General features: G+C 52.8%; 15 protein-coding genes. 13 read left to right on the forward strand and 2 right to left on the reverse strand.

The window, feature by feature from the left end:
• Window positions 1–98: 98 nt before the first annotated feature.
• From QHG98_04035 to QHG98_04065, 7 genes are all read left to right on the forward strand, one after another.
• Complete coding sequence (locus tag QHG98_04035; GenBank protein MDH7596901.1) at window positions 99–3,305, forward strand: hypothetical protein; 3,207 nt, start codon at window positions 99–101, stop codon at window positions 3,303–3,305.
• A 55-nt stretch (window positions 3,306–3,360) separates the two neighbouring features.
• A complete protein-coding gene (locus QHG98_04040) occupies window positions 3,361–3,795 on the forward strand; it encodes a hypothetical protein (GenBank protein ID MDH7596902.1) in 435 nt (144 codons plus the stop codon).
• A 13-nt stretch (window positions 3,796–3,808) separates the two neighbouring features.
• Complete coding sequence (locus tag QHG98_04045; protein ID MDH7596903.1) at window positions 3,809–5,035, forward strand: hypothetical protein; 1,227 nt, start codon at window positions 3,809–3,811, stop codon at window positions 5,033–5,035.
• Window positions 5,032–5,328, forward strand: a complete 297-nt coding sequence (locus QHG98_04050; protein ID MDH7596904.1) for a hypothetical protein — start codon at window positions 5,032–5,034, stop codon at window positions 5,326–5,328. Before QHG98_04045 ends, QHG98_04050 begins: the two co-directional genes overlap by 4 nt.
• Window positions 5,329–5,448: 120 nt before the next feature.
• Window positions 5,449–6,477 carry a hypothetical protein gene (locus tag QHG98_04055; GenBank protein ID MDH7596905.1) on the forward strand — a complete coding sequence of 343 codons (1,029 nt, stop codon included), beginning with the start codon at window positions 5,449–5,451 and terminating at the stop codon, window positions 6,475–6,477.
• 28 nt (window positions 6,478–6,505) lie between these two features.
• Complete coding sequence (locus tag QHG98_04060; protein MDH7596906.1) at window positions 6,506–6,940, forward strand: GPW/gp25 family protein; 435 nt, start codon at window positions 6,506–6,508, stop codon at window positions 6,938–6,940.
• A 105-nt stretch (window positions 6,941–7,045) separates the two neighbouring features.
• Window positions 7,046–8,533, forward strand: coding sequence for a baseplate J/gp47 family protein (locus QHG98_04065; GenBank protein MDH7596907.1), 1,488 nt, complete (start codon window positions 7,046–7,048; stop codon window positions 8,531–8,533).
• A gap of 1 nt (window position 8,534) precedes the next feature.
• Here QHG98_04065 and QHG98_04070 read toward each other — a convergent pair whose 3' ends face one another.
• Window positions 8,535–9,440 (reverse strand): tyrosine-type recombinase/integrase, encoded by a 906-nt coding sequence (locus tag QHG98_04070; protein ID MDH7596908.1) that lies wholly within the window; start codon window positions 9,438–9,440, stop codon window positions 8,535–8,537.
• A complete protein-coding gene (locus QHG98_04075; GenBank protein ID MDH7596909.1) occupies window positions 9,437–9,946 on the reverse strand; it encodes a hypothetical protein in 510 nt (169 codons plus the stop codon). Before QHG98_04075 ends, QHG98_04070 begins: the two co-directional genes overlap by 4 nt.
• A 572-nt stretch (window positions 9,947–10,518) precedes the next feature.
• Here QHG98_04075 and gatC point away from each other — a divergent pair.
• The 6 genes from gatC (at window position 10,519) to QHG98_04105 (ending at window position 16,879) form a co-directional block, all read left to right on the forward strand.
• Window positions 10,519–10,800: an Asp-tRNA(Asn)/Glu-tRNA(Gln) amidotransferase subunit GatC gene (gatC, locus tag QHG98_04080; protein ID MDH7596910.1), complete on the forward strand. Its 282-nt coding sequence runs from the start codon at window positions 10,519–10,521 to the stop codon at window positions 10,798–10,800.
• Window positions 10,801–10,802: 2 nt separating this feature from the next.
• Complete coding sequence (gene gatA, locus QHG98_04085) at window positions 10,803–12,218, forward strand: Asp-tRNA(Asn)/Glu-tRNA(Gln) amidotransferase subunit GatA (protein ID MDH7596911.1); 1,416 nt, start codon at window positions 10,803–10,805, stop codon at window positions 12,216–12,218.
• Window positions 12,218–13,636 (forward strand): Asp-tRNA(Asn)/Glu-tRNA(Gln) amidotransferase subunit GatB, encoded by a 1,419-nt coding sequence (gatB, locus tag QHG98_04090; GenBank protein MDH7596912.1) that lies wholly within the window; start codon window positions 12,218–12,220, stop codon window positions 13,634–13,636. The genes gatA and gatB overlap by 1 nt, the downstream gene beginning before the upstream one ends.
• A 207-nt stretch (window positions 13,637–13,843) precedes the next feature.
• Window positions 13,844–13,990 (forward strand): hypothetical protein, encoded by a 147-nt coding sequence (locus tag QHG98_04095; protein ID MDH7596913.1) that lies wholly within the window; start codon window positions 13,844–13,846, stop codon window positions 13,988–13,990.
• 5 nt (window positions 13,991–13,995) lie between these two features.
• Window positions 13,996–15,582: a sodium:solute symporter family protein gene (locus QHG98_04100; GenBank protein ID MDH7596914.1), complete on the forward strand. Its 1,587-nt coding sequence runs from the start codon at window positions 13,996–13,998 to the stop codon at window positions 15,580–15,582.
• 172 nt (window positions 15,583–15,754) lie between these two features.
• Window positions 15,755–16,879, forward strand: a complete 1,125-nt coding sequence (locus tag QHG98_04105) for a TIGR04083 family peptide-modifying radical SAM enzyme (protein ID MDH7596915.1) — start codon at window positions 15,755–15,757, stop codon at window positions 16,877–16,879.
• The last annotated feature ends 173 nt before the right edge of the window (window positions 16,880–17,052 follow it).

The raw sequence follows: 17,052 nt of genomic DNA on the forward strand, positions 1-17,052 counted from the left end.
GATGGAAATTAGGCACGCCCAAGCTCAGTCTGTGGACACAAAAGGCCGGACACAAAGCTCCGGACTTTGGACAGAATATGAAATCATCTCACTAAAACATGGTCGAGCGAGAAGTTACAATCCGGATCAATCTCATAGACGAGATTGGCGACCGGCTGCTGGAACTGAAAAAGCAGCGTGATGCTCTGGCACGGGCATCATCGGTCACGCTCAAAGCGCGAGCAGACGATATTGAACGAGTCAAAGAAACGTCCAGACAGGTCCGCAGAGAAGCTGCATTGGCTACCAGAGATCTTACGGACCTCTGTAACGCTGTATCCAGCAGAGCAGTTCCTCAGGTGGAACAGTACCAGCGCCTGCTGGGTAGTGTGCTGCAGGTCGCTCGCAGTATTGGTCCAAGCATAGCTACAGCACTTGTCGGCGTGTCAAATGAGTTCAAGCGGCAGCGCGATCTCGCTCAGTTCTGGGGAACAACTGGGTATCTCCATCTCGGACTGTACTCATTCAAGAATGCGCTTCAGGGGTTCCTGGCGACAGGTGGCGCGAGTCTCACGAAATGGCTCAAGGATGTATCATACAGCCTTGCCTCGCTCAGGACGACGCTCGCTGCTAGCGGCGCTGCTATGCTCGGATTTGCGACCGCTGTCGGTCTGAGCTCAAAGCACGCTCAAAACTACATTCAGTCGACATTGAGCACTGGCCTGATGGCCAGAAAGCTTACCGACAGAAAAGCTGCAGAAGCATGGATCCAGCAGGCTCAGAAGGTCGACTGGTCGGCTGGACGTGAGTCCAGGATGGCGGTGTTCCAGACAGTCCTGAGCAAGGCCCCATATCTCGGCCAGTCTCAGGCACAGGAGTTCACTGAAGCTATTGAGAAGTACTTCTTTGCCAACCGCGAGATGCTGGCAAAGAAAGGTATCACGAGTGCAGAGCAGCTGGCGTCTGAGATATCTGCCCCGGTTCTGACCGGCGAGGCAGCTACAATATTCGAGGACATATTCGGGCTCGGGTTTTCTCGAATGCATGCTCAGGCCAGGTTAGCACGGCTCGCCTCCGAGGCAAAGGAGATCGATATCGAAAAAGCCGTAGCGATGCGTCCGGACGAAGTTCTGCAGAAGAGACTTGCTGCGACGTCTGCAGCCATCGGCGATACAGTAATTCCAGTACTGAATCAGGTTCTCGGGGCTTTTCTGGCGATTTCAGACGCGATTGGCAAAATCCCCGGTCTCGGTGCAGTTATCGGGTGGGCAACCGTGCTGTCCGGCGCTGCTGCTATCGGGCTGGTCCTGGTATCAGTGCTCGGTTCGATGATTCAGAACCTCCAGGTAGTTACGAAGCTGGTTCATTTAGACACAGTTCGCCGCGCGATACACACCGCCGCGATATACGCACAATCTGCCGCGATCAAAGCAGTAACCGCTGCACAGTGGTTGTTCAATGCAGCAATGACTGCCAATCCATTGGGTATAGTGATCATAGCAGTCGCTGGACTGGTATTGCTGCTGATCGCACTTGAGAAGCGGTTCCAGCTGGTGTCGAAGGCATGGAATGCATTCAAGCAGACTGGATTTGGCGGCACGATAGTTGCATCAGTGGAAAATATAATGGAAAAGTTTGATCAGATGCGCAAAACGCTCACGTCGTTGATCAGCAAAGGTGATTGGAAGGGACTTGTAAAGTTCGGCATTGATACAGCTGTCAAACTGTCACCAGTGGCAGCTGGTTTGAATGCCGTCAAATCGTTGTCTAAATTCCTGTCCGACCGAATTAAAGGGCTGGATCGGAAGAGCCTGGTCAAGCTCAGCATTGATACAGCTGTTAAGACATCTCCGGTTGCATCAATACTGAATACATTCACATCGTTCCGCAGGTCGATATCCGATAGGATCAAAAACATCAGCTGGAAAGAGTCAGTCAGGCTTGGTATTGAGCAGTGGATCAAGCCGGAAGCATTCACCAAGGTGGAAGCATACATTACGCGGGTGTCCAGAGCATTCTTGACGCTTAAATCAACCCGCATCGGGGATACGTTTTTCTCGTTCATAACGAAAGCGCTCGATGTGTTCGATCATGCATACAAATCATTAACATCACTGATCAGGAAGAGCGACTGGAAAGGCGTGATAAAGCTCGGGTTGGATGCTCTGATTGGAGCATCGCCTCTGGCGCTGATAGCAAAAGTCCTGATCGGGATCTACGACTTCATAAGGAAGATCTGGATAAACACTGGAATTGTAAACAAGTGGATCTCATTGCTCACCGGACTGGTTCAAACTATCGTGGATTTCATACGACGGCTCTGGAGGACCATAACCGGTATATGGGACTGGCTGACTGGTAAGCTATGGGGTCTGTTCGAGTCTGTCGTTCAGCTGATACCTGGGGGGAAGAGGGCACTCGCATGGCTTGATTTCCAGCAAATACTTGACAGGTACGGTCTCAGATATGAGGAGAAGACTGGGAAGTACTACAACAAGGCTGGCGAGGAAGTTCCAGAGTCGTATGTTCCGGAAGCAGTCCGCGCAATGCAGCAGAAATGGTCGGAGCAGCCCACGTTCACAGAGGACCTGAAAAACATATGGAACTCGCTGGTTGATGCGCTATACACAAAGTTCAAACCGCTTTTTGACGCGATTGTTACTGCAATCGGGTTCATTGGAGGTTTTCTTGAAGCGTTATCTGGTGGAAAGTGGATCGCTAGTTCCGTTGTGAATGTCTGGAACGAAATTAAAGGGCTTCCACACGTGTATGCCGAAACTGCAGGCAGCATGGGTGGATATAACTTACCTCCTGAGGGACCTGTACCTGTAACCAGTTCAGTCACTACCGCTCCAATCATTACAGGATCTGACAGTAACGATTACTCATGGAATCCTAAGACGAAACGATGGGACATGATGATCCCCGGCGATGCAGGTTTGATGCCGATCGAGGTCGACCAGTCGAAAGTACCGGAGGACATTCTTGCCCGGACTCCGAAGATGGCGATAGGCGGATCGATCATATCCGGCGGTCTGGTCATGCTGCATCGCGGTGAAGAGGTTGCTCCAGCGAGAGTTGTTTCAGGCGGCAAGACCGTGCTGGAGCGGTTCACAGAGCGCGCTGTATTATCGCCTGCCGCCGAACCGATACACATCAGCGCACCGGTAACAGTGCATGTCGAGGTGGGCAACGTTTCCAGCGAGCTGGATCTGGACCGGCTGGCACATCGGCTTGGCACAGAAGCAGCAGATAAACTATTGTTTGCACTCCGGAACAAGCTTGACAATCTCTACAACCGGAATATTGCATATATGAGGGGGTGAAAACACGGGACTCGGAGAGCTGATAGACGAGATTGTTACCAAATCTGGTGAACCGGTGGCTAAGGGCAAGATTGCGATCTACGATAAAGCAATGCACGTGAAGGTGCATGATATAGAACTGGGCATAAGAGACACAACCGATCCAGACGCGGGTCAGCCTAATCCTATCGAGATCAGGTATACCCAGGAGTTCGAAGTCGTCGTGCACAAGACGGTTGGGCAAAAGCCAATAACACAATGTACCATTCCAGACGGCGTGTGGACTGTGAACATGAAGTTCAATGTTCTCAAGGGTGCGAATGGGGAGATCTCTGAGAAGCTGAAAGCGATCAAAAACGCGAAAGCCGGACCCAAGAAGCTGTACACAGCTCTGTTCCCGGAGGGGTTGTGCACGTACATTGTGAGGAAGGAGATCACTCAACCATCTGGTACAGATGATTACTACCACACGGTTGAGCTGACACTGCTGGAAGCAAATGGCGGCGACTAAGGTGGTGCACAGCATGCACGTCCGTCCAATCCTGACTATAGAAGGCAATGATTTCTCGCGGTACTTCATATCAGCACACTGTGAGATGACCGCGAACTCAACGAAGGATCCAGGGAAGTACGATCTCGTGCTCTCGAACGCAGGTCAGCGGTTTCTGGGAGCGTTTGCGCCTAAAAGTGTCGAGCAGATCACCGAAGAGCAGATGGGTGCATTTCTAACGGCTCCGAAAAACAAGGTACGATTAGACTTAGAAGTATACAGCAGTGGTTGCGAGGGGAACAGATCCCGCAAGGTGCAGATCTTCCAGGGCGAGATACAGAAAGCTGAAGCAGATGAGAGCTATCTCTACATTGAGGGATCCTGCTCGCAGGGTGGAATGACATCTCGCCTGCGGAGAGATATGACCTGGGAGACAGGTACTCCGGTCTCGACGATTGTGAGTGACCTGCTGAAAGAGTTTGAATATACCGGCAAGGCGCATATCATGCCGGCCAAAGATTCGACAGACGATATCACACCATACCTCAGCAAAGCGATAGATTTCGATACAGCGATGTATGAAGTCTCATGCTGGGGGGAGAGCATATACTTCTTTGATGAGAATGACGAGTTCTGGTTTGTTCCTGCTACAGATCTGCGCGGGTTCAGCAACCTCACAGGCAACGTCCTGAGAGGGTCATATGCCACTAACATGGTCGGATACTGTAACCATGTTGATGTGTACGGCGGATCGCCGGAGCTGCTCTGGGAGGGAAAGACTCATCAGCTCATACATGCAGTTGCAGAAGCTCCTGAATGGGAACTCAAAGCTTATGGCATCATGAGGGCACCACCGGTTGTTCTGCCCAATGCAAACTACGAACGGTGCAAGGAGGTCGCTGAGAAGCTTCTTGAATGGTACAGGCAGTACAAAGACGTGCCGTCAGTGAAGGTCGTTGGCAAAGCGCCCGGGCTGCTTGCCAAGGTCGCATACCGGCCATGGAACGGCTCGCCTCCCCCTATTGTCTGCGATGGTGAGGAGGAGGCTGAGATGGGGCCCGTAATGGGACTTGTAACGCGCCGGATTGTGGATATATCCGCAGAGGGTGGGTTCACTGCTACGCTGGATGTAACGACAAACTTCCTTGGCGTGAACAAACCGTCTGGCACAGAGGATATCGTGAACTTCTACTCGCTGAACTTTGAGAGGATCATGAATGATCCTGAGGTCAACAAGTATCCTGGGGTGCATTTTGTTTGAGCTTGAAAACCCGCGTGCTTCTCGAGGACTGGGTGTTCGTAAAGGCGTTCAAATCCGCTCAGCAAAAGAACCCATCGATCACGTACAGGCAGTATAAAAGCGATCCATCTATTACACTGATCTATAACCCTGCCACGGGCGATGGCATGTTTGTCAGGAAACTTCTAGCGAAATCATATCTTGACAAGGGGTACTACGAAGCGTACCCGCAGGTCGACTGGTCAGATACCTTCGAGAAGAATCAAAAAGCTATCCAGAAGTACGGCTGGCCCGAGTTTAAAGAGCTAGCTTAAACGGAGCTGGTGGTCAGATTGGTTTCGAACACGCGAGATCGCAACATCGATAGCTCTCGGCGCGAGGATTCTCGCAAAGGCCAGGTAGATCGATGCGAGGTCATATTTGTCTGGCCGCACGTGAAACCGTATCCAGAGGATAAGAACTTCAATGTCGTTGATGTACAGCTGATCGACCGGCCCAGGATAGATGGCAAAGCAGAGGTTGTCAAGTTCGTCAAGCTCAACTGCATCCAGCAATATCATGGTCTATGGCAGGGTCATCCATGGAACCCCAGGATAGGAGATATGATCTATATCTACTGGCTCAACGAGCGTGAAGCGCTTGTTCTCGGTACGTGCACATCTGTTGAGCAGGAGCCGATTTGCCGCAGCGAGGCAGATGATAAGCATCAGGAGTTTGTGTACAAGCTCTGCCCCTGGGAGGAACCAAAGAAGAATGAAGATGGAAACTATGTAGAGTTTCCTCCTCCCAAGCATCCTGAGTGCTTCAAGTGGTGGCCCAAAACGCGTGACTGGATCCGGATACACGATTGTCCGAACGGCCACAACAGACCTCAATGTGATGCGCTCGCACCATGCACCTGCTTGGATGACTTGCAGGCAGGCACGTGGCTGAAGGTGTTCTCTGATATCAGCCCAACGGTTCTGGACAAGCGCAGGCGCGTCAAGTTCCACCACCACTGCGGCTCGATCGTGATATTCGACGAGGACGGTACGATCTACGAGGAGAACAGGGTCGAGGAGGATCCGCGTGGGCACATCTGGTGGTATCCGACGGGCACAATCGACGTGCACAGTGAGCCCAGTGAGCCGGACGGTGCACGGGTGCGGGTGGTCGCAGATGACGACCATGATATTGCAGACGAGCACGGCGAGATCGCTGCTGAGCTCACACATCTACCCACGTCAGCGACCGTCCGGATCTACAAGGACGGGTGCATCAGGATCAGGTCTGGAAACGACGGGTCGGAAGTGTTTCTTGGGACTTCTGGAAACTGCTGGTTGTGGGATATCAAGAATGATACGTACATCGAGTTCGAGGAAGGTAACTGCACGATCAAGGCGAACACAATCACGTTGGATGGGGATGTGACACTCAATGGTAATTTGACAATTGGCGGAACATGTAACCTGCGTGGTGAGTGAATTGACATTTGGGGATGTCAGGTTGAACATGATTTTCGACGACGGGTTTTGCCGGTGTCACGGGCGTCTCTCTCCAGCCAGGACGCCGCATGGTGATATCGCGCGCGTTACTGACATAGTGGACTGCATATATCAGCGCATCGGGATCTGGCTTGCGACGAAGAAAGGAGAAAGACCACTGCATCCGAACTTCGGGTGCTGTATCAGAGATTACATCAACGAACCACTTACAGTAGCGACACTGAAGGCACTGAGGGGACATATAGAAGCCGAGCTGAAGGAGATCTTCCCGGAGTTCGAAGTACGGAATGTAACTGTATCTGTTCAGGAGAGAAACACGATAGAGGTACGAGCTTATGTCGGCGACGTACAGATACAATTCGCCGGCAATGAGGCGACACTCTCACGCTTGAACGCACAGCTTCGTGAAGCAATGAAAGATTTGAAAATGGTTCGTGAGTGACAGAGAATAGCAGGGCGCAAGCTCCGGCCTGAAGGCCAGAGTAAAGCTTGAGTCACCCTCGGACTGAGGGGTAGAGCCTGTGGAGATACTGGATGAAACAGATCAATGAGACAGGAAGCTCCGGCCTTTCAGGCCGGAGAGGAGGTCACAGTCATGCCGAACTCGTTCATGGAATTTCTCGACATGTCCCCGGAGGAAATTTACGAGGACTGGCTGAAGTTCATCACGACACGCGACCCGCTGCTTAAAGACACGTCTCCTGCTAGCTTCAATGCAGTGCTAGCAGAAGCTATCGCTTCTGAATTCTGGATATTCCTGCAGCTGCTGAAGCAGAAGGTGAAGGATGTAAACATCCTCACAGCAGAAGGTGAGGCTCTATCCGAGATCGTGAAATCGATTCTCCCCGAAGGAAGGAGATCCGGCGAGAGAGCGACTGGGACCATTCTGTTCAGCAGACCTACGCCGGCCCCATCAGACATCGTCATACCCGCAGGGACGATATGCGCTGCAGTCGGAGATGACCGCACACTCGTAGAGTTCGAGACCACTGAAACAGTAACACTGGCTCAGAATGCGTTTGAAGTATATGCACCAGCAAGAGCGATCAGAGCTGGCACTAAAGGGAATGTGCATGCCGGTGCCATATCGATCATAAGGACTCCAGTGCTTGGTATCACATCATGCACAAATGATATGGCGTTTACTGGCGGCACGGACATGGAGTCGGATGAGGACCTGAGACGCAGGGCACTGTATGCAATCTGGACCAATGGCCGCGCCACCATTCCTCTTATCAGAGAGCATATCGACGCCCTGGAGGGAGTGAGAGAGGTTAAGGTCGAGACGCTCGGTCAGGGAGATGTGCTGCTGGTAATCGATGGTGATCCAGCATCGATCAGCAGCCGTGTAGATACGGCCATATACGAGAACCTTGCCGCGGGCATCACCGCGTGCGGTGTTCTTGGAGCAACGCTGCGCCCAGAAGGTCATACATTCGAGATTGGCGACACGTCGGGCGCACCGGTGTGGGTCAGGACTCTGCAGTACATACCAGTACATCTGGAAGTCCCGTTTCAGTATATAACTCCACTCGGCCAGACTAAGCGGGGGTATGCTGTTTTCTACGCTGGAACAATGCCAGGCGATGCGGTCAAGGCAATAGTCGATGCCGACCACCCATATGCCACGAGAATAGTGTCCTCATCGTACATAGGTAGCTATAGCTTCGATATACTGATGGGGCACGGAACGTATCCACGTCTCTGGGTCGCGCCTGAGTTACAAAGAGTTGATATCGAACTCGAGATTGTAATGACATCAACTCCTGAGCAAGATCTGCTTGAAAACATCAAGACAAGCCTAGAGACAGCGCTGGATGCATATAAGATCGGAGATCCTATAGAATACGCAGATCTGGTCAAATATATCTATATTGATTATACATCCAGTAGAGCGTTCAGAGGTATCGACGACATAAAGCTGTTCACAATCACCTGCAAGAACGAGACGATAGACAACTTCGGTGAAAAGATTGTGCTCGAAGACGACGAGCGTGCAGTTCCTGGAACCATTACCGTTTCTGAAGCTGAGTGAGCTACACCCCAAGCATCGGTATGTGCGCCAGGTAGCTGCGCTTGACGTCCTCAGGATCGATATGGTTGTAGATGTCGATCGCCTCGTTCATCGCGTCGCCTCGGAGCCACTTGATGTAGTCTCGAGGCATCCCTGAGCGGATTAAGTGCGTTGTAAACCAGTGGCGGCAGCAGTGAGGCGAGAAGTGATCCTCAGGGCGGTCGGACTTTGGATCGTGCAAGCCGACACGCTCCGCAGCCTTCGTGACAATGGTCTGAATTGACGAGATTCCCAGCCTCGTGCCGAACCGGTTCAGAAAGAGCGCTTTCTCCCTTCTACGCATTGGTCTCGAAGCTCGAACAGCAAGCCAACGTTTCAGTGCTCGAGCTGCTTCGTCGTCGAAGTAGACGATTCGATTAGAACGCTTAGCAGTCTCCTTCAGAAGTATCGAATTGTTATCTGTATTTACATCATCTACATCCAGAGCTGCCAGCTCGTTCACACGTATCCCTGTTTTGAGCAGGATCAATAGGATAGCACGATCTCGAGTATCGATCGTCGCTCTTACCATCCGAGCTGCGTCCTCGATTGAGATCAGTTTCCTGTGGTTCACCGGATCCTTGTATGTTTTAAGGTACCGCTTCTTGAGATTGTGCATGGGGTTCGATTCGATCTCGCCGATCTCTTCGAGATAGTCTATCCATACACCGATCCGCCCGAAAGTCTTCTTAATTGTGGTCGAGCGGAGTTTTTTGACGGATCGGAGATACCGGAGATAACGCACCAGGCTCTCTGAACTTTTGGGATCTCTGCTATCTTTCTCACTCCATCTCAGATAGGCCTTTACGTTGAACATAGTATCTCTGATGGTTGTAGGACTCATTCCTCGGAGTTCAAGATCCTGCTGAAAATCCTGGAGATCTATCATCCCACCCACCTCCAGCCGCGTGTTGTCTCCTGGACGAGGCCGAGATCTAAGAGGGTATAGAGCTGGTTGGTCACGATCTCAATCGCGTCAACATCGCTCCTGTCCACCCCGAGCGCGTCCAGCAGCGCGCGACTCGACCAGATCTCCCCAGACTTCAGCAGGTCGAGCAGTGCCGGATCGAAGGATCCGAGGCCCCGAGATCCGCTTCGATGCGAGAAATACTGATTTTTAAGCTTGAATATCTCAGTCTCGAGTTCTTTGATCCGAGCATTGCTCTTTTCGAGCTCGCGCTGTAGTCTCCGATTCTCGACGAATAGATCTGATTTTTGGGCTGCTCCTTCGTCGCTCCCCTCAGCGAGGTGCTCTTCCACGATCTCGTAAATCCACCGGCTTAGTGGCATCCTCGCCTTCCGTGCCAGCCGCCGCCAGCGCTCTCTGTCTCTTGATGTAGGAAAATAGAGGATGAACTGCCTGGCCCGGCGCTCTTCTAAATCGCTCAAAGTCATGATTTAAAATCGATCATTCTAGCATATAAAGCTATCATTTATACCGTAGTAGCAGAGAACTACTCCTACCTCCTGGACCTGCTGGTCCATGCCAGGCAGTTCTACCTCAGGTCCATGCCGTTCGAGGAGCGCTTTCGGTAATCACGAGATCAGGATCACACAGGCCCATGGGATTTCGTGATCATATCAGAGAACATCGTCTCCTTGCAGGCCCATGCAGTGGCAAGGTTGCTGGATCCCTGCGATCTCCTCAGAGCCCGGGGCGTGTTTCCTGCCAGTTCAGGCTGGGCTTACTGTAATCGCTCTTATCCACCTGATAACCTGCAGAAGAAGCACTGGCCCTTCTATGCGCTCGTTTCGACTTATCTTCGACGCAGTCGAAGGCCCGTAGATCGAACGGGTGCTTCCAGCAACCAGACATGCCGCCAGGTGCTGAGCACATGAGATCGCCTGTATTTTTTCCACTGAGGCTCCACCTCGAACAAGTTCAGACCCTCCGGGATAGGTATATTACCCAGTAGATTCACATGCCGGCATGGCCTGTGGTCTTGCACTTCACACGTGGGGATACCATGATCACCATCAAGGATGTCGAGCACATAAGCTGGCTTGCCAGCATCAGGGTCTCCGAGGAGGAGCGGGAGGAGCTTGTTGCACAGTTCAACACGATTCTGGATTACTTTCAGCAGTTGGATGAGGTGGATACAGAGGGCGTCGAGCCGACGTACAGAGTCGTGGACCTTGCAAACGTATTCAGGGAGGATGTGCCCGGGGAATCGCTCTCCCAGGAGGAGGCCCTGAGAAACGCGCCGAGAAGAGAGGAAGGATACTTCAGAAGCCCGAGGATAGTGTGAGCATGCTGTTACAGCTGAGGGAGGATATCAGGTCAGGCTCTGCTGAGGAATATATTCACAGGCTCTTCGAGAGGATAGAGCGCAGCAGGCTGAACGCGTTCACCACGCTTGCGAAGGAGAGCGCCCTGGAAGCCGCAAGAGAGTTCGATGCCAGGCCCTGGAAGGGCGCGCTCGCTGGTATACCGATCGCGATAAAGGACAACATATGCACGAAGGGCATAGAGACGACATGCAGCTCGAGGATTCTCAAAGGGTTCATCCCGCCGTATGATGCCCATGTGATAGAGCGGCTCAGGGCAGAGGGCGCCATAATCATCGGGAAGACGAACATGGATGAGTTCGCCATGGGTACATCGACAGAGACGAGCTGCTTCGGCCCGACAAGGAACCCATGGGATCTGGAGAGGGTGCCCGGGGGGTCGAGCGGTGGATCTGCTGCTGCTGTGGCGGCAGGCGAGGCGCCATGTGCACTGGGCTCTGACACAGGCGGATCTGTCAGATGCCCCGCATCCTTCTGCGGCACCGTCGGCCTGAAGCCAACATACGGGCTGGTCTCGCGCTACGGGCTTATAGCATACGCGAACTCTCTCGAGCAGATCGGGCCAATCACAAAGACCGTTGAGGATGCGGCTCTTCTCCTTGATGTCATAGCTGGACACGATCCAAGGGATTCCACATCAGTTGCATCTGAAAAGAACTATCTCAGCAGCATCGGCGGTGAGATCAGAGGCACACGCATCGGCGTTCCAGAGGAATACTTCGGCGAGGGCGTCGATCCGGGAGTGGAGCGGGCTGTGTGGGACGCTGTATCGGTTCTGGAGGATCTGGGCGCGAGCTGGAGGAAGATAAGCCTGCCTCACACGAAGTACGCGCTTCCTGCGTACTACATAATAGCGATGTCTGAGGCGTCATCCAATCTGGCCAGGTTCGACGGGTTGAGATACGGGTTGAGGGTCGGAGAGGACAGGGACTGGCACACGACCTTCTCTGAGATCAGGGCTGTGGGGTTCGGCAGGGAGACGAAGCGCAGGATCCTGCTTGGCACATATGCTCTCTCCGCAGGCTACTACGGACGGTACTACCTGAAGGCTCTGAAGGTGAGAACTCTCATAAGAAGAGATTTTGAGCATGCGCTGAAAGAGGTTGATATCATAGCATCTCCCACAATGCCATTCCCCGCCTTCAGGATCGGTGAGAGAATAACGGATCCGATATCCCTCTACATGTCGGATGTGTTCACGGTGCCCATAAATCTTGCAGGAATACCCGCTATATCCGTGCCTTGCGGCTTCTCAGATGGACTTCCTGTCGGTCTTCAGCTCATGGCAAGGCCGTTCGACGAGGCTCTGCTTCTCAGGGTTGCCAGTGCCTACGAGCAATCGACCCCGTATCATCTCAGATCCCCGGAGGTGGTCTGATGGATGATGTGATGATCGGCCTGGAGATACACATCCAGCTCAACCGGCTCAGGTCAAAGATGTTCTGCGGTTGTTCTACAAGCTACCACGATGCTCCTCCGAACACACACACCTGCCCTGTCTGTCTCGGCCTTCCAGGTTCACTTCCTGTCATCAACAGAAAGGCGGTTGAGTTCGGGATAAAGGTCGCACTGGCGCTGAACTGCAGCATCGCAGAGGAGACGATGTTCTACAGGAAGAACTACTACTATCCTGATCTGCCAAAGGGATTCCAGATAAGCCAGTACGATTATCCGCTGGCCACCGGCGGGTACGTCCTCATCAAGGGTGATGATGGGCAGGAACGGAGAATAAGGATAACCAGGGTCCACATGGAGGAGGATCCGGGAAGACTGGTGCATGCGGGCACAATAGACAAAGCAAGGTACACCCTGGTCGATTACAATCGATGCGGCATGCCGCTGCTTGAGGTCGTCACAGAGCCGGATCTCAGATCTCCCAGAGAGGCAAGGCTCTTCCTGGACAAGCTCAGGACGATTCTGGAGTATCTGGATGTATTCGATGGCAATCTCGAGGGTTCTTTGAGAGTGGACTCGAACATATCGCTCGCAGGCGGGGACAGAGTGGAGGTCAAGAACATCTCGAGCCACAAGGGTGTCGAGAAGGCGTTATCGTATGAGATAACGAGACAGAGGAACCTGAAGCGAAGGGGGATCGAGGTCGTCCAGGAGACCAGGCACTACGATGAGCTTCGCGGCGTGACAGTATCGATAAGAACAAAGGAGGAGGCTCACGATTACAGGTACTTCCCCGAGATGGATCTCGTTCCTCTTAGGATCGCTGACTGGGTTCCAGGGATAAGGGCCGAGCTTCCAGAGCTTCCGGATGCGAAGAGGGAGCGCTTCAGGGAGCAGTACGGCATAACCGATGATCACGCGAAGTCCCTCACATCTGAGATAAAGGTCGCTGACTTCTACGAGTGGGTTGCTGCTCGATCCGATCCGAAGCTTGCTGCAGTCTGGATCGCAGATGTTCTTAAAGGAGAGCTGAACTACAGGGATCTGACCATAGAGAGCTTCAAGAGAGAGAGCATGCTCGAGATAGTCAGGATGCTCTCCGAGAATGAGATCACAGACGAGATCGCGGTCACTCTTATAAGAACCATACTCGACAGGGGAGGCTCTCCCAGGGAGATCGTGGAGAGCATGGGCCTGAAGAGAGCGGATGATGATTATGTCGCTAGGGCTGTCAGGGAGGCGGTTGCAGACTCACAGGAGGCGGTGAGGGATTACCTCAGCGGAAACGCCAGAGCGATAAACTACATCGTCGGGCAGGTCATGAAGAGAACAAAAGGCAGGGCAGATCCATCAGTCGCACACAGGCTTGTGAAGGAGGAGATCGAACGGCAGATCTGCTGATCTGCCCGACCCCTTTGTAAATGCTGCTCCCAGAAGGCAAACACGCGCTTTTGTATCTCACAGCAAATCTTTAACATATATTCCTGACCGACACCCTTATATCATGATAATATGTAACATGCTGCCATTATACACGCTCCGGGAGAGCTGCAGGAGGGTGCCGATGTGCTTGGAATAGATGATCCTTGGATATGGGGGGTTTACCTTTTGTGCATCTTGAGCACGGTTCTGTGCGTCTCATACGGCATCGCCAACTGGAATAAGGGCGAGGAGCTGGAGAAACAGGAGATCATGGAGGAGGCTGCCTGGGAGGCCCAGGAGCTGGAGATGCAGGAGAAAGAGCTGGGCATGTGATTTTTATGAATCTGTTACTGCTAAATGTGATAGTTCTTGTCTATCTGCTTGTCACGCTCTACCTGGGCTACAGGGGCTGGGTGACGACCAGGGATGCTGAAGGGTACATGGTGGCGGGCAGAAAGATCCATCCGTACATAATGGCGATGAGCTACGGCGCAACCTTCATCAGCACATCCGCGATCGTGGGATTCGGTGGGATGGCTGGGCTCTTCGGCATGGGTCTCCTCTGGCTGACATTTCTGAACATCTTTGTGGGCATATTCATAGCGTTCATAATTTACGGAAAACGCACGAGGAGGATGGGTTACAACCTGGGGGCCATGACGCTTCCAGAGCTGATGGGCAGGAGGTTCGACAGCCAGTTCATCCAGTGGTTCAGCGGGCTCGTGATCTTCCTCGGGATGCCACTCTACGCATCTGTTGTCCTGATCGGAGCTGCAAGGTTTATGGAGACGACGCTCTCCATAGACTTCAACCTCGCGCTGCTTCTGTATTCCATCATCATTGCTGCCTATGTGGTCTGGGGCGGCCTGAAGGGAGTCATGTACACGGATGCGATGCAGGGAACGATAATGTTTCTGGGGATGATATTTCTTCTCATAATGACCTATGTCCATCTCGGAGGGGTGACAGCTGCCCACCAGGCGCTCACAGACATGGCAAACCTGGTTCCCCAGAATCTTGCGGCTCAGGGGCACAGGGGCTGGACGAACATGCCAGCGCTCGGAAGCGCATGGTGGTGGACACTGGTATCGACCGTGGTTCTCGGTGTCGGGATTGGGGTTCTCGCCATGCCGCAGCTCGCGGTGAGATTCATGACGGTGAGATCCAGCAGGGAGCTGAACCGCGGGGTCCTGATAGGCGGCGTGTTCATACTTGCAATGACCGGCGTTGCATTTGATGTCGGGGCCCTCTCGAACGTCTTCTTCTACACCACACAGGGCAAGATAGCGATAGAGGTTGCGAAGGGGAACGCTGACAGCATAATACCTGTTTACATCAACGCTGCGATGCCGGAGTGGTTTGTGTATCTCTTCATGCTCACTCTTCTCGCAGCAGCGATGTCCACATCGAGCTCACAGTTCCATGCACAGGGCACAGCGATCGGCAGGGATATCTACGAGACGCTAACAGGAAGAAGGGGAACAGGATCCATACTGGTGACCAGAGCAGGGATCATAGCGGCTGTGGTTATCGCTGTTGTCCTCGGATACATACTTCCTGAGAACATCATCGCCAGGGGCACATCCATATTCTTCGGACTGTGTGCTGCTGCATTTCTTCCCATGTACACATGCGCTCTCTTCTGGAGGCGGGCCACAAGAGCGGGCGCGATCGCAGGGCTCGTGACCGGCACACTCTCAAGCGTCCTGTGGATGGTCTTCGTCCACAAGAAGGAGGCTGAAGCTCTGGGCATATCCAGATTCATCTTCGGCAGGGACGTGCTGATAACCCAGATGCCCTGGCCTGTGGTGGATCCGATAGTTGTCGCGCTGCCGCTGGCGTTTCTTGTCACGATCGTCGTGAGCATCATCACGAGACCGCCGGACAGCGCGCATCTTGATCGATGCTTTAAGGGCATCAAATAAATTTTTATTTTATTATTTTCTTTACTCAATTATGGCTTTTCTCGTATTGAGATTTTTATATCTTGACATTGTATTTCCGTATGTTAACATTGTGATGTTTTCCCCGGGAAATCTATTAATACAGTGAGATGCTCTCAGACCCTGAATGCAGAGGAAAAGGCCTTTTCATGTTATGATCATTCCCACTCTGGGATGTCCTTCCAAGTGCAGCTACTGCTGGAGCTCGGAGGAGGGATCTCCGGTGATGAGCATTGATACTGTGAGAGAGATCGTCGAGTGGCTGAAGGTTTTTCGTGATGATCCCGTGACGTTCACCTTCCACGGCGGTGAGCCGCTGCTGGCGGGTGTGGAGTTTTACAGGAAGGCACTGCCGTTGCTTGCAGATGGCCTTTCACATCTCACTCCATCATTTGCACTGCAGACGAACCTCTGGAGGCTAACGCCTGAGCTGGCTGAAGTCCTCAAGGAGTATGATGTGCCGATCGGCTCAAGCCTGGACGGCCCGAAGGAGATAAACGATCTTCAGAGGTCAGAGGGTTACTACGATCGAACCATGCGCGGCTACGGCATCGCCCGTGATCACGGCCTGAGTGTGCAGTTCATATGCACATTCACCTCGCACTCCATAAAGTACAAACAGGAGATCTTCGATTTCTTCATGAGCAACGGATTGACCCTGAAGCTCCATCCAGCGCTTCCATCGCTTCGCAGCGACGAGCCGGAGCGGTGGGCCCTCGATCCATCTGAGTACGGGGAGCTTCTAGTTTATCTCCTCGACAGATACCTCGAGAACATGGACAGGATCGAGGTGAGGAACATCAACGATCTCTGCAGATGCGTCTTCAGCGGTCGGGGAACTGTGTGCACATTCGTGGACTGCATGGATAACACGTTCGCTGTGGGCCCGGATGGGAGCATATACCCGTGCTACAGGTTTGTCGGGATGCCCGATTATGTCATGGGTGATGTGAGAGATCATCCATCAATGGACGATCTGAAGCGATCTGAAGCATGGAGGCGGATGAACCGCTTCAGGGAGTGCGTGGAGGTGCACTGCAGGAAATGCAGGCACCTCAGATACTGCAGGGGCGGGTGTCCTTACAATGCGATATCCCACACAGATGGGGAGATAAGAGGCGTGGATCCCTACTGCATCGCTTACAAAAGAATCTTCGACGAGATCACAGAGAGGTTCAACAGAGAGATGCTCAGCTCCTTCGGATTGCAGAGCAGCAAGCCTGGAATACTCGCGCTCATCCGCAAGATCGCATCCAAGGAGGAGCCAAAAGGGCTGTGATATTCGCTCCACTCTTATGTATTCAGCAACTTGAAGGATATGCAGGCCGGTTGCTGAATGCACTCATTCGCTCGCCACGAACGCACAGCGTGACTGGTGCTTCTTCAAGTCATCAGATGGATAAGAGCGATTTGCTCTTATTTATTTGGAGGTCAGGCGGGAGGTTGCTGAAT

Source organism: Methanothrix sp., assembly GCA_029907715.1.
GTDB lineage: Archaea > Halobacteriota > Methanosarcinia > Methanotrichales > Methanotrichaceae > Methanothrix_B.